The following is a 13,427-nucleotide window of genomic DNA, read 5'->3' as shown; positions in this document are numbered from 1 at the left end:
GCGAGCCTGGTCCTAGGGTGTCTTGCCCCCTACGGCCTAGACGCGGTCGGTTGTGATCATCTCTCCCGGACGACGACGAAGTCCGCGAGCGCCACGAACTGATCTCGTACGTCGCCGGGCATGTCCACCTCGTCGAGGGCCTCGATGGCCGTCGCGTACTGGCGGCGGGCCTCCTGCGAGGTCCAGTCCCGGCCGCCCGCCTCCTCGATCAGCGCGGCGCGGGTCGCGAACTCCTCCTCGCTGAAGTCGGCGAACTCCTCCTCCGGCTTGTGCGCGTCGGCCGCGAGGATCTGCGCCAGGTCCTCCGACGCCCGGCCCCCGGCGGCCAGGGCGGCGACGACCGGCAGCGACTTCTTGCGCTGCCGCAGATCGCTCCAGGTCTGCTTGCCCGTCGAGACCGGGTCGCCCCAGATGCCGAGCACGTCGTCCACGGCCTGGAAGGCGAGCCCCAGGTGGTACCCGTACCGCTCCAGGGTGTCGGCGGCACGGTCGTCGGCGCCGCCGAGCACGGCACCGATGGAGGCGGCGCAGGCGAGCAGCGCGCCCGTCTTGTTGCCCTCCATCTCCAGGCACTCCTCGACGGTGACCCGCTCACGGTGCTCGTAGGAGATGTCCTGCGCCTGGCCGTCGATCAGCTTGCGGGTCGCGGAGGTGAGACGGCGGGTGGCCCGCCCGGCCTCCACGGTGCCCAGCTCCAGCAGTATTTCCCCGGCCAGGGCGAAGAGCGCGTCCCCGACCAGGATCGCCTGGGCGGGACCGTGCACCTTCCACACCGTGTCGCGGTGCCTGCGCTGCTCGTCACCGTCCATCAGGTCGTCGTGCAGCAGCGAGAAGTTGTGCACCAGCTCGACCGCGACCGCGCCGGGCACCCCGATCTCCGGAGCCGCGCCGGCCGCCTGCGCGGACAGCAGCGCGAGCGCCGGGCGCACGGCCTTGCCGCCGTCCCCCGCGGCGGGCCGGCCGTCGGCGTCGATCCAGCCGAAGTGGTAGGCGGCGACGGTGTCCATGGGCGGAGCCAGCCGGTCCACCGCCGCGCGCAGCACCGGCGTGGCAAGCGTACGGCCGCGCTCCAGCAGCGCGATGACGCCTGCGGAGTCGACTGGGGTCGCCGGGGTCACGGTCTCTCCTCTGGGTTCTGTGGTGGTGCTCATGCCGCCTCCTTGGGCGTCCCCCCGCCGAAGGCGGGAAGCGGAATCAAATGCGAGCGGCCTGGTGCGGAGAGCGCGGCGCGGGCCGCGGTGAGCCCGCTGCGCACGGCGCCCTCCATGGTCGCGGGCCAGCCGGTGGCGGTCCACGCGCCGGCCAGGTACACGCCGGGCGCGTGGGTCGGGGCGTCCGGCCGCAGCCGGCCGACGCCGGGGACCGGGGCGAACGTCGCGGTGCGCTCCCGGGTGACGAAGAAGTCCCGTACCCGCGCGCCGCGGGCGGTCGGCAGCAGCCGCTCCAGCTCCGGCAGATAGCGGGCACGCAGCTCGGCCACCGGACGGTCGATGTCGTCGTGGGCGGCGGACTGCGACACCGCCAGATACTGGCTGTCCCCGGCCCCCGGCGCGTGCCGCAGCCCCGAGGCGTCGGTGCGGTCGAAGACCCACTGGACGGGGCTGCCGAGCGCGGCGAAGAACGGGCGGCGCAGCACGGTGCGGTCGTAGACGACGTGCAGATTGAGGATGGGCGCGGTGCCGATCCGCAGCAGCCGGTCCGGGTCGTCGAGGGCGCCGTCGGGCAGCAGGGCGTGCGCGTCCCGCTGCGGTACCGCGAGGACCACGGTGTCCACCGGCTCGTGGAGCGGGCCGCGGTCGGTGTGCGCGGTCCAGCGGCCCTCGGCCGCGGTGACGGCGGTGACGCGGGTGCGCAGCTCGGTCCGTACGCCCGCCGCGTCCAGGGCGGCGCGGGCGAGGGTGTCGTGCAGCTCGCCGAGCGGGGCCCGGGCCCAGCCGATGTCGGCGGCCCCGGCCTCGGAGAGCAGCCCGGTCTTGAAGACCATCGCGGCCAGGCCCAGCGAGGCGTCCCCGGCGGTGGCGTTGAGCGTGGCCACGCCCACCAGGTCCCACAGCGCCTCGACGGCGCGCGGCGACTGGCCGTGGCGGCGCAGCCAGCCCGCGAAGTCCTCCGCGTCCAGCGCCGGGTCCAGCGGGTCGAGCCGCCCCAGGGCGAGCGCGGCGCGGCCCACCGCCGCGCGCTCGGCGAGCGAGAGGTGCGGGTAGGTGGCGAGGCTGGCGGCCAGGTGCAGCGGCACCGGCAGACCGGTGCGGCGCAGTCGGCCGAGCCGCCGCCCGGGCCGCGCGGCGGCGTCCAGCACGGGTACGTCCAGCCGGTCCTGGAGCGGGGCGAGCCGGGCGGCGCCGACCCGGTCCAGGAACCACTGGTAGGCGGTGCAGCAGCGCAGATGGACGTGCTGCCCGTTGTCGACGGTCAGCTCACCGGCCGGTGAGGAGCGGCGGAACGAGAAGGCGAGCCCGCCGAGCCTCGGGCGCCCTTCGAGCAGCGTGACGCGCACACCGGCGTCGGCGAGCGCGAGCGCCGCGGTGGTCCCGGCGAGCCCGCCGCCGATCACCACCGCCGTCCGCGCGCCCGGCGGCTCGCTCGCGTGTTCGCGCGGGTCATGGACGAGCGCGGCCGCCCCCTCGGGGCGGCCTGCCGGGTCCGGGTCCGGCCGGTCGGCGGAGTGTGCGGTGCCAGCTGTCATGTGTTCACCCCCTCGGGGGAACACGACGCCGCGCCGGGCCCGGAGGTTGCGTCCGCGTCGATCATGGGAGCCTCCCGGCCCCGCGGCGGACGGCGGTGCGGGTGTCGAGCCCGGCGAGGCCGCGCATCGCGACGTACGCCTTCTCATGGCCCGGCAGCGAGACGCGGCCGCGCAGGACGGCCGCGGGGTCCTGGGCGATCCGCTCCAGAAGTCTGCGGTAGATGCCCGCCATGGCGGCTACGCACGCCCCGCTGCGCCGGTCGAGCAGAGGCAGCAGCCGGTATCCCTCGGCGAAGAGCGCCCTGGCGCGCCGGACCTCGAACTGCACCAGCCCGGTGAAGTCGGCGCCGGGCGGGACGACCGAGGTGTGGAAGGCCGCCGTGCAGCCGAACTTGGCGAGGTCGTCGGAGGGCAGATAGGTGCGCCCGGTCGTGGCGTCCTCGCGGACGTCGCGCAGGATGTTGGTCAGCTGCAGCGCGAGACCGAGCGTATCGGCGTATTCGGGGGCGCGATCGGCATCGCGCGCGCCGGGTACGGTGCCGAACACGCCCAGGGAGAGCCGCCCGATGGCGCCCGCCACACAGCGGCAGTAGTCCTTGAGGTCGTCCCAGGTCTCGTACGTCTCCCCGGCCACGTCCTTCAGCACGCCGTCGATCAGCTCGTCGAGCCCGCCGAGCGGGATCGGGAAGCGCCGGGCGGCGTGGGTGAGCGCGACGGCCACCGGATCGGTGTCGTCCTCCTGGATCGCGCCGCCGCGGATCCGGTCGAGCAGCGCGCGGGTCTGGTTAAGCCGGGCCCGCTTGGCGTCGTCGGCCAGCGCGCCGTCACCGATGTCGTCGATGCGGCGCGAGAAGGCGTAGAGCGCGGACATCGCGTGGCGCTTCTCGGTGGGCAGCAGCCTGATGCCGTAGGCGAAGTTGCGAGCCTGGTGCCCGGTCACGGCCTCGCAGTAGCGGTAGGCCGCGAGCACTGGCGCGGACGCGTGCGGAGATCCGTCCACGGTCCGGCTCACCCCTCTCTTCGCAGTGTCGCCCCCACCTCGCGCAGCAGGCTGAGCTTGGTGGGCCTGGGCGGTCCAGGGAGTACGTCATGTCCCGCGGCCGCGACCGCCCGCAGGGCGGCTCGCCCCCCGGCCACGAATCCGGCGAGCAGCACCTTCAGCCTGCCGTGGACGCTACCCACCAGGGGGGTGCCTTCATTCAGCAGGTCTCGGGCGCGTTCCGCCTCGTACGCGACCAGGGCACACACCGATGCGCCACCCTTCGGGGCGGCGAGGTCGGCCTCGGTCACTCCGAAGCGTTTCATGTCCTCTGCCGGGAGGTAGACGCGGTCCCTGCGAAGGTCCTCGGAGACGTCCTGAAGGTGCTCGATGATCTGCAGGGCGGTGCAGATCGCGTCGGAGCGGCGGACCCGCTCGGGGGTGGCGGTGCCGGTGATGCCGAGGACGAGCCGCCCCACCGGGTTGGCGGACAGCTCGCAGTAGTCCAGCAGCTCCTGGAAGGAGGCATACCGCCGGACCCGCTGGTCCTGGCGGTTGGCCTCGATCAGGCCGCGGAAGGGTCCCGGGGTGAGACCGTGGCGGCGGACGGTGGGGCCCAGCGCGCGCAGCAGCGGATGGCGGGGCGGCGCGGCGGCGGCGCCGTCGAAGACGCGGTCGAGATCGGCCTCGAAGGCGTCGAGCATCGCTACGGAGTCGTCGGCGAGGGACCGGTCGAGGCCCAGCAGCACGGCGTCGGCGCCGCCGGGCGGCAGATCCCCGTCGCCGATGTCGTCGACCAGCCGGGCGTATCCGTAGACGGCCATGAGGTCGGCGCGCCAGGCGCGGGGGACGAAGAAGGGGGCCACGGGGAAGTTCTCGTGCGCGGCCTTGTCGAGCACGGCACGCGTGGCTTCCTGTCCGCCGCTCAGGCTGCCCGACATGGTGGAGGACCCGCTGCGCTCGTCCTCCGCGGTCACCGTGGACAGCCAGGCGTACGGGCGAGGGCCACGACGCCGCGCGGATCCCGGTGACCGGGGCCCGTGGGCGTACTGGAGATGGGCCGTGGAGCCAATGCCGTCACATCCCCCGTTCTACACCGGTTACCAGGGTCGGCACGATCCGGACACGCCGCGCCGACGCGTCAACGGAGTCCGGCCGCACTCCCCCGAACAGGGGACAGCCGCACAGGTCCGACATGATCCGGTTGGGCATTGCCACAGCTTACGCCTCCCGACGCACACGCGTACGGGGGCCACACCCCGGCGACGCCCTCCCGGACCCTGCCCGGCAGCCCGGTCAGCCGGACTCGTCGTAGAACTCGGTGATGGCCAGCATGCTGCACAGGTCGCGCAGCTCGAACTCGAAGAACGACTTCCCCTCCGACAGCCCGAACGACATGTGCCCCAGCGCCTCCATGGAGATCACCCCGTACAGCCGCGCCCAGCAGCGCAGCATGACGGCGATGGCACCCGGCGGCATGTCGACGCCCTGGTCCTCGCTGAGCGCCCCGAGCTGACGGGCGAGCGCCGGATCCAGCTCGTCCTCCTCGGGCGCGGGGAAGCCCCGCACCCGCCACAGGTCGGAGACCAGGTCGGAGAAGACGGACCCGAAGACCCAGCCCATGGTGCGCTCCGGCTTGGTCTCCTCGCGCCCCAGGCCGGGGGCCCAGGGTCCGAGGATGAGCCCGAACTCATGCGGGTGCTTGATGGCCCAGACGCGCAGCGCCCGGGCGCCGCCGATCAGTCTGCGGCCGGGCTCGCCCTCGGGGAGCTGCCCGATGACCCCGCGCATATAGCGGGCCATCTCCGCGAAGATGTCCACCCGCAACTGCAGGATCAGCGCGTCCCGGCTGCTGAAGTAGCGATAGACGGCCGGCGCGGTCATACCCATCTCGCGCGCGATGGCCCGGATGGTCACATTTTCCGGGCCCTCCTGAACCAGGAGCGTCCGGGCGACGTCCTTGATTTCGCGGATGGTCGCAATGCGCAACCGCTCGCGCCGTGAGTACGGTGCGACGTGCGCTTCCCCTGGCGACACGCGTCCCCCTCCCTCATACCCCGCCGCTCGGCAACCCGGCGTACACGCACACGATACAGCGCCTCCGTTTAGTGAACAGCGGCAGCGGCGGTGCCTCTGCGTCACCTTCGGGCCGCGAAGAGCCCCCCGGGAGACCGCGCGACCGCGGCCGGAACCGAGGGACGGCCGGTCGGCGGCCTGCCGCGGTGTCCCGGGACGCCGCGGGCGGCCCGGCCGCAGGCCGACAGGGGGGCGAAATTCCCCCCGCTGGACGTGTGTTCACCACGTCCCTCCCTCGATGCGGAATACAGCTTCCGCTTCGCCCGCGGTGGTCAATCCCCGGCAGCGGTCGCATGTGTCACCCCCCGTAAGCCCGATGAACCCTTCTGCCACCACCCTAGTGGGGCGGGGTGACAGTGCGTGAGCTTTTCCACAGGTCGGGTGCACGACGAGGGGCCGGGACCGCCTCGCGGCCCCGGCCCCCGTTGGGTTTTCGGCTACTTGCCGGTTTCCTTCTCGTAAGCCTTGATGACCTCGTCCGTCGGACCGTCCATCAGCAGCTCGCCCTTCTCCAGCCACAGCACCCGGTCGCACGTGTCCCGGATGGACTTGTTGTTGTGGCTGACGAGGAAGACCGTTCCGGCGTCCTTCCGCAGCTCCCGGATGCGGGCCTCGGAGCGCTTCTGGAACTTCCGGTCACCGGTGGCCAGGGCCTCGTCGATCATCAGGACGTCGTGGTCCTTGGCCGCCGCGATGGAGAAGCGGAGGCGGGCCGCCATGCCGGAGGAGTAGGTGCGCATGGGGAGGGTGATGAAGTCACCCTTCTCGTTGATGCCCGAGAAGTCCACGATGTCCGCATACCGCTCGCGGACCTGCTCGCGTGACATCCCCATGGCCAGACCGCCCAGTATGACGTTCCGCTCGCCGGTGAGGTCGTTCATCAGGGCCGCGTTGACGCCGAGCAGCGACGGCTGGCCGTCGGTGTAGACGCTGCCGCGCTCGGTGGGCAGAAGGCCCGCCACGGCCTTGAGGAGGGTCGACTTGCCGGAGCCGTTGGAGCCGATCAGGCCGATCGACTCGCCCTTGTACGCCACGAAGGTGACGCCGCGCACGGCGTGCACCTCGCGCATACCGGGGGAGCCCTTGCGGCGCATGATGCGGCTCAGCGCGGCGGTGGCGCTGCCACGGCCCTTGGGACCGCCGTTGACGCGGTAGACGATGTGGACATCGTCGGCGATGACGGTGGGCACGCGTGCCTCGGCGGGCACGGCCTGCTCGACGGTTTCGAGTGTCTGTTCAGCCACGGCCGTACTGCTCCTCTGCCTTCCAGAAGTACACGAAGCCCCCGACGCCGAAGAGCACCGCCCATCCCAGGGCCCACGTCCAGACGTGCGGGGGCAGGGCCTCGGGCATGCCGTCGATCAGCGCGAACCGCATCAGATCCATGTAGACCGCAGCAGGGTTCGCCAGCAGGACGTCGGAGACCCACGAGTGCGCCCCCGCCTTCTGGAGCATGTGCTCCAGCGGGTACATCACGCCGGAGGCGTACATCCATGTACGCAGGATGAACGGCAGCAACTGCGCCAAGTCCGGAGTCTTGGCGCCCATCCGGGCCATGATCAGGGCCAGACCGGTGTTGAAGACGAACTGGAGCGCCAGGACCGGGATGACCAGGAGCCATGCGAAGTCCGGGAAGTGCCCGAAGCCCAGCAGGACGACAACCAGCACGATCATCGAGAACAGCAGCTGCTGAAGCTGCTGGAGCGAGAAGGAGATCGGGAGCGAGGCCCGCGGGAAGTGCAGGGCCCGCACCAGACCCAGGTTCCCGGAGATCGCGCGCACCCCGGCCATGGCGGAGTTCTGCGAGAAGGTGAAGACGAACACACCCGTCACCAGGAACGGGATGTACTGCTCGTTCTCCATGCCGCCCCTGCCGCCCAGCAGCAGGCCGAAGATGAAGAAGTACACCGCCGCGTTCAGCAGCGGCGTCGCCACCTGCCACAGCTGACCCAGCTTGGCCTGGCTGTACTGGGCAGTGAGCTTGGCCTGCGAAAAGGCCAGGATGAAGTGGCGCCGTCCCCACATCTGGCGGATGTAGTCGCCGAGGCCCACCCGGGCGCCGCTGACCGATAGCCCGTACTTCTTCGCCAGCTCGGCCGGGGACAGGCTGTCGTCGGGTGAGGGCGGGGCACTCACGGCGACCGCACTGTCGTGCGTAGTCTCGCTCACAGTTGACACTTTCGTCTTCAGGGTGCGCTGAGCGGGGCCGCGCCCCGGTCGCGCTCGATGCGTATCTGATACGAGCTTGTCAGATGACAGGAGGGCGGCCCAGTCGGGTCAGGCGCCATACCGTACGCCACTTCATGGGCCGCCGTGGACCGCAAGGGGTCTTCCAGCCTTCGCGGAACCCTCCCAACCAGGCACGAAGCGCGGTTTTGGAGGGACGCCTGGCCAGTGTGAGCAGCAGCCAGACGCCGAGATACACGGGGACGAGCAGGGCCGGAAGGTTACGCCGGGCCAGCCAGACCCGGTTGCGCGCGACCATGCGGTGGTAGACCGCGTGCCTGCTGGGCGCGGTGGTCGGGTGGTACAGCACCATGTCCGACCGGTAGTCGATCATCCACCCGGCGTTCAGCGCCCGCCAGGCCAGGTCGGTCTCCTCATGGGCGTAGAAGAACTCGTCCGGCAAGCCTCCGACCTGCTCGAACACCTCGGTGCGGACCGCGTTGGCACCACCGAGGAAGGTGGTGACCCGCGAGGACCGCATCGGGTCGGCGGCGCGCAACCGGGGCACATGGCGGCGCTGGGTGACACCCGTATCGGGGTCGGCGATACGGAAGGAGATGATGCCCAGCTTCGGATCGGCGGCGAACGCCGCACGGCACAGCTCGGCCGTGTCGGTGCCCGGCAGCAGCCCGTCGTCGTCCAGGAACATCAGGACGTCGACGTCGCGGCCGCCTGGTCCGAACGCCTCGATGCCGACGTTGCGCCCCGCCGGGATGCCCACGTTTTCGGGCAGCTCGATGGTCCGTACGCCCTCGGGGAGCGCCGGAAGCGGCGAGCCATTGCCCACGACGACCACCTCGACCCGGTCGCCGTCCTGCTTGGCGACCGAGTCGAGCAGCGCGCGCAGCTCCTCGGGGCGGTTGCCCATCGTCAGGACAACCGCTCCGACCTTCATCGTGCCGCCCGTCACTTGAGCCTGCTCGACGCGAGGATGGACACCAGGTGAAGCAGGGTTTGCAACAAGGCGATACCCGCGAGCACGGCGACGCCCAGCCGGGTGAAGAAGAGGTCGCCGCGCACCTGGTCCACGACCGCCAGCGCGAGGATCAGCAGCGACGCCTCGATCCCGAGGATCAGCCGGTGGAACTGCAGCGCCGCGGCCGCCTTGCGGGCCAGCGCCATACCGGACGAGCGCGGCTCGGAGGCCGCCTCCTTGACCGGGGGAAGACCGCCCTGGTGCCGGGCGACCCCGACGAGGTCGGTCTCGGCCTTGATCAGGATGGCGCCCAGCGCGGCAAGGGTGCCGAGGAACGCCCACAGCCAGTCGATCCGCCCGGAGCCCCACAGGTCGGCGGCGCGCAGGCCGAAGCCGACGAGCACCGCGGCGTCGCACAGGTACGCGCCGACGCGGTCCAGATACACGCCGCCCAGCGAGAACTGCTTCTTCCAGCGGGCTATCTCGCCGTCGACGCAGTCCAGCAGCAGGTAGAGCTGGACCATCAGCACGCCGAGCACGGCGCCCGCGATCCCCGGCACCAGCAGGGCCGGGGCGGCGAGGACGCCGAAGACGGTCATCAGATACGTCAGCTGGTTGGGCGTGACCCGCGTGTTCACCAGGTACCGGTCGCAGCGCAGCGAGATCTCTCGCATGTACAGGCGCCCGGCCCAGTGTTCACCACTCCGCCGGTCCTTCACCCCCGCGGGGTGAACGACCGGACGGAGTTCAGCCACTGATGGCTTGACTGACTGCTTTGGCATAGTCGGCGTATGCGTCCCTGATCGCGTCGGAGGAGAGGTCGAGGTGCTCGAGGATCGTGTAGCGCCCGGGGCGGGTCTTCGGGGCGTACTCCACTACCTGGACGAACTCGTCCACGGTGAAGCCGATCTCCTCGGGCAGCACCGGAAGACCGTGCCGGTGCAGCACTTCGGCCATGAACGCCGACTGCTCGTGCTCCCCGCGCAGGTACATCGCGAACGCCCCGCCAAGGCCGCACTGCTCGCCGTGGCTCGCCGCGCGCTTGGGGAACATGAGGTCGAACGCGTGGTTGATCTCGTGGCAGGCGCCGGACGCCGGGCGGGAGTCGCCCGCGACCGACATCGAGATGCCGGTGAGGACCAGGCCCTCGGCCAGCACCTGGAGGAAGGCGTCGTCGCCGACGCCGCCGGGGTGGCGCAGCACGGCCTCGCCCGCCTGGCGTGCCATGGCGGCGGCGAGCCCGTCGATCTGCTCGCCCGTCTCGCGGTGGGACAGCTCCCAGTCCGCGACCGCGGAGATGTTGGAGAGCGCGTCGCCGATGCCGGAGCGGACGAACCGGACCGGGGCCTCGCGGATCACATCGAGGTCGATGACCACGGCGATCGGGTTCGGCACCCCGTACGAGCCGCGGCCCGCGTCGTTGTCGAGGGTCGCGACCGGTGAGCACAGACCGTCGTGCGAGAGGTTCGTGGCGACGGCCACCAGCGGAAGGCCGATACGCGCCGCGGCGAACTTCGCACAGTCGATGATCTTGCCGCCGCCGAGCCCCACGACCGCGTCGTAGTGCCCGGACTTCATCCGGTCGGCGAGCTTGATCGCGTCATCGATGGTGCCGCCGCCCACCTCGTACCAGCTCGCGCCCGGCAGCGCCGGGGCCAGCCGCTCGCGCAGCACGGCCCCGGAGCCGCCGCTGATCGCGACGGCGAGCTTGCCGGAGGACGAGATCCGCTGGTCGGCGAGGACGTCCGCCAGGTCGTCCAGGGCGCCCGCGCGGATGTCGACGACGAGCGGCGAGGGGATGAGCCTCGTCAGTACTGGCACGCGATCTCACGGCCCTTCGCCAGGTCGTCATGGTTGTCGATCTCGACCCACTTGAGGTCGCCGATCGGGGCCACGTCGATCTTGAAGCCGCGGTTGACCAGCTCCTGGTAGCCGTCCTCGTAGTAGAGGTCGGGGTCGCGCTCGAAGGTGGTCTTCAGCGCGTCGGCGAGGTCGGCGGCGGCTTCGCCCTCGATGAGGGTGACGCCGATGTACTCACCGGTGGCCTCGGCCGGGTCCATGAGCTTGGTGATCTTCTGGACGCCCTTGGCCGGGTCCGCGACGACCTTCATCTCCTCGTCGGCGAGCTGCTTCACCGTGTCGAGGGCGAGGATGATCTTCTGACCGTTGCCGCGCGCGGCGAGCAGGGTCTTCTCGACGGAGACCGGGTGCACGGTGTCGCCGTTGGCGAGGATCACGGTGTGCTTGATCGCGTCACGGGCGCACCACAGGGAGTAGGCGTTGTTCCACTCCTCGGCCTTGTCGTTGTCGATCAGCGTGAGCTTGAGGCCGTACTTCTGCTCCAGGGCCTCCTTGCGCTCGTACACCGCCTCCTTGCGGTAGCCGACCACGATCGCGACCTCGGTCAGGCCGACCTCCGCGAAGTTGCCGAGGGTGAGGTCGAGGACGGTGGTCTCACCGTCGACCGGCACCAGGGCCTTGGGGAGGGTGTCGGTGTAGGGGCGCAGACGCCGTCCGGCGCCGGCCGCCAGCACGAGGCCGATCATGCGGGTTCTCCTGTTTCGTCGTGGACAGCGGGTGCTCCGGAGGACACCCAGAAGCGGATGCTCTCGATGAGCACCGTCAGCGCGATGACCACGGCGAGCGCGGTCAGCGCGATGGTGAAACCTTGGTTCGGGCCGCCCTGGCTCCGGCCGTGCAGCAGCGCGGCGATGGCCGTGACCACCAGGATCCGCCCCTCGTGCCCGCCGATCGCCCGCACCAGCCCGTGCGGGGGCGCCCCGGTGCCGCCGCGGATGCGGTACACCGTGTCGTAGTGATGGTAGGCGACGGCCGCCACCAGCCCGAAAGCAGCAGGCAAGGCTCCGTTCACCTGCGAGCGGGCGGCGAGGATGAGGAGCGTCCCGTACTCGGCGGCCCGGAACAGGGGCGGCACCAGCCAGTCGAGCGGGCCCTTCAGCGGCGCGGCGACGGCGCAGCCCGCGAGGACGGCGTAGAGCGCGGCGCCCGCGACGGCGAGCCAGGACCCGGCGGGCAGCGCGGCGGCACCGGCGACGAGCAGCGCGGCGCCGAGGGCGGCCGCGACCGGGGCGAGGTACGCGAGAGGCTTATGGGCGGCCGCCTTGGCGACCAGCTCGGCGAGCGGGCCCGAGTCCGCGAGGTCGGCGAGGGCCTGCGCGGCCCGGTCGGTGCGCCGCGCCTTGCGGGTGAGCGAGCGCAGCACGCGCCCGGCGGTGGTGTAGCAGGCGGCCAGCGCGCAGCCTATGAGCAGGACGTAGAAGGTGATGCGGGGCGTGGTGAGCGCGGTCAGCACGGCGATCATCGCCCAGCGCTCGCCGATCGGCAGCACGATCATGCGCCGCACCCAGACCGTCCAGCCGACGCTGTTGAGGCGGTCGGAGAGGGCGGCGGTGGGGCTGGTGTTGTTCGTGGCGTCGTGATTGGCCTCGTTGAAGGAGAAGTCCACGACGTGGCGGCAGGTCTGCAGCACCATCGCGCCCAGCGCGAGCGCCCATACATCGTCGCCGTCAGAGTTCGCGGCGCCGAGGGCGAGGCCCGCGTAGTACGCGTACTCCTTGGCCCGGTCGAACGTCGCGTCCAGCCAGGCGCCGAGCGTGGAGTACTGCAGCGAGTAGCGGGCCAGCTGGCCGTCGGTGCAGTCGAGGACGAACGAGGCGAGCAGCAGCACCCCGGCCGCGACGAACCCGGGCCGGGTGCCGGTCGCGGCGAAGCCCGCCGCGATGAGGGCGGTGAGGAGGGAGGCGGTGGTGACCTGATTGGGCGTCAGCCCGCGGCGGGCGCACCAGCGGGCGAGGTAGCGCGAGTAGGGGCTGATGCAGAAGGTCGTGAAGAAGCCGTCCCGCGCCTTCACGGCGGTGCGCAGCCGCACCTTCTCCTCGTCCACGGCGGCGGTCTCCGCCAGCGCCGCCGTGCGCCGCTCCTCGTCCGCGGGCACGGTGGCAACGAGCACGCCCAGCTCGGGCCGGTGCGGGGGGACGCCTTCGGCGTCGAGGGCGGTCGCGATGTCGTCTACGAGAGAGGGCGTACGGGCCTTCACCGCGCCCTCGGCCTCGCCGACGGTCGCCACCGCTCCGGCGCCCGCGCTCGGCCCGGCGGCGGGGGCCGCCTCGGCGGCCGTCACCGCGCGGGCCAGCGCGGCCCGCGCCTCGGGCTGCGCCGTCAGCGCGCCGGACACGGCGGCCGCGGGGAAGCGGGGGTCGGTCAGCGCCAGGCGGAGGGCGTGGCCGTGGCCGACGAAACGGGGATCGACGAGGGCCACCCGCTCACGCGGCGGGACGGCGGCCAGCTCCGTCGCCACCCCGGCCGCGTCGATCGCCGTGCGCACGTCGAAGCCCAGCGACCGCAGGTCGTCCGGGAGAGACGAGCCGGCGACCGGAGCACCGGTGAGAATCGCGGTCGACAGACGAACTCACTCCTTGGCAGCTGACATGGTGGCCGCGCCGCTCTGGCACAGACCTGGAGCCCTCGGAAATCGGGGCATCGCGCATCCCGGTCCCGGGTGGGGCGGGCGGCATGTCGGCAGA

General features: G+C 71.9%; 12 protein-coding genes. All 12 read right to left on the bottom strand.

Annotation, left to right across the window (positions count from 1 at the left end; genetic code table 11):
• Nucleotides 1–56: 56 nt before the first annotated feature.
• Nucleotides 57–1,151, bottom strand: a complete 1,095-nt coding sequence (locus tag ACZ59A_RS34875; RefSeq protein WP_470967195.1) for a polyprenyl synthetase family protein — start codon at nt 1,149–1,151, stop codon at nt 57–59.
• Nucleotides 1,148–2,686: a hydroxysqualene dehydroxylase HpnE gene (gene hpnE, locus ACZ59A_RS34870; protein ID WP_470967192.1), complete on the bottom strand. Its 1,539-nt coding sequence runs from the start codon at nt 2,684–2,686 to the stop codon at nt 1,148–1,150. Before hpnE ends, ACZ59A_RS34875 begins: the two co-directional genes overlap by 4 nt.
• Before the next feature lie 61 nt (nt 2,687–2,747).
• Nucleotides 2,748–3,698: a presqualene diphosphate synthase HpnD gene (hpnD, locus tag ACZ59A_RS34865; RefSeq protein WP_470967190.1), complete on the bottom strand. Its 951-nt coding sequence runs from the start codon at nt 3,696–3,698 to the stop codon at nt 2,748–2,750.
• The gene (hpnC, locus tag ACZ59A_RS34860; RefSeq protein ID WP_470967672.1) at nt 3,695–4,606 is read right to left on the bottom strand and encodes a squalene synthase HpnC; all 912 of its coding nucleotides are present in this window, start codon (nt 4,604–4,606) and stop codon (nt 3,695–3,697) included. The genes hpnD and hpnC overlap by 4 nt, the downstream gene beginning before the upstream one ends.
• Before the next feature lie 355 nt (nt 4,607–4,961).
• On the bottom strand, nt 4,962–5,702 hold the full coding sequence (locus ACZ59A_RS34855) for a TetR/AcrR family transcriptional regulator (protein ID WP_468046252.1): 741 nt from the start codon (nt 5,700–5,702) through the stop codon (nt 4,962–4,964).
• A gap of 476 nt (nt 5,703–6,178) precedes the next feature.
• Entirely contained in the window at nt 6,179–6,985 is an 807-nt protein-coding gene (locus ACZ59A_RS34850; protein ID WP_470967187.1) for an ABC transporter ATP-binding protein, read from the bottom strand.
• A complete protein-coding gene (locus ACZ59A_RS34845; RefSeq protein WP_470967184.1) occupies nt 6,978–7,910 on the bottom strand; it encodes an ABC transporter permease in 933 nt (310 codons plus the stop codon). The genes ACZ59A_RS34850 and ACZ59A_RS34845 overlap by 8 nt, the downstream gene beginning before the upstream one ends.
• A 79-nt stretch (nt 7,911–7,989) precedes the next feature.
• Nucleotides 7,990–8,862, bottom strand: a complete 873-nt coding sequence (locus ACZ59A_RS34840) for a glycosyltransferase family 2 protein (RefSeq protein ID WP_470967669.1) — start codon at nt 8,860–8,862, stop codon at nt 7,990–7,992.
• 11 nt (nt 8,863–8,873) lie between these two features.
• Nucleotides 8,874–9,665 (bottom strand): CDP-alcohol phosphatidyltransferase family protein, encoded by a 792-nt coding sequence (locus tag ACZ59A_RS34835; protein ID WP_468046247.1) that lies wholly within the window; start codon nt 9,663–9,665, stop codon nt 8,874–8,876.
• Entirely contained in the window at nt 9,631–10,704 is a 1,074-nt protein-coding gene (locus ACZ59A_RS34830; RefSeq protein WP_468046245.1) for an iron-containing alcohol dehydrogenase family protein, read from the bottom strand. Before ACZ59A_RS34830 ends, ACZ59A_RS34835 begins: the two co-directional genes overlap by 35 nt.
• A complete protein-coding gene (locus tag ACZ59A_RS34825; RefSeq protein ID WP_468046243.1) occupies nt 10,692–11,429 on the bottom strand; it encodes a phosphocholine cytidylyltransferase family protein in 738 nt (245 codons plus the stop codon). The genes ACZ59A_RS34830 and ACZ59A_RS34825 overlap by 13 nt, the downstream gene beginning before the upstream one ends.
• The gene (locus ACZ59A_RS34820; RefSeq protein WP_470967667.1) at nt 11,426–13,306 is read right to left on the bottom strand and encodes a DUF5941 domain-containing protein; all 1,881 of its coding nucleotides are present in this window, start codon (nt 13,304–13,306) and stop codon (nt 11,426–11,428) included. Before ACZ59A_RS34820 ends, ACZ59A_RS34825 begins: the two co-directional genes overlap by 4 nt.
• Between the last annotated feature and the right edge of the window lie 121 nt (nt 13,307–13,427).

The sequence above is a fragment of the Streptomyces sp. NPDC040405 genome (genome assembly GCF_055595765.1).
The sequence above is the reverse complement of the archived record's forward strand: the minus strand, read 5'-3'. Positions and strand labels throughout refer to the sequence as shown.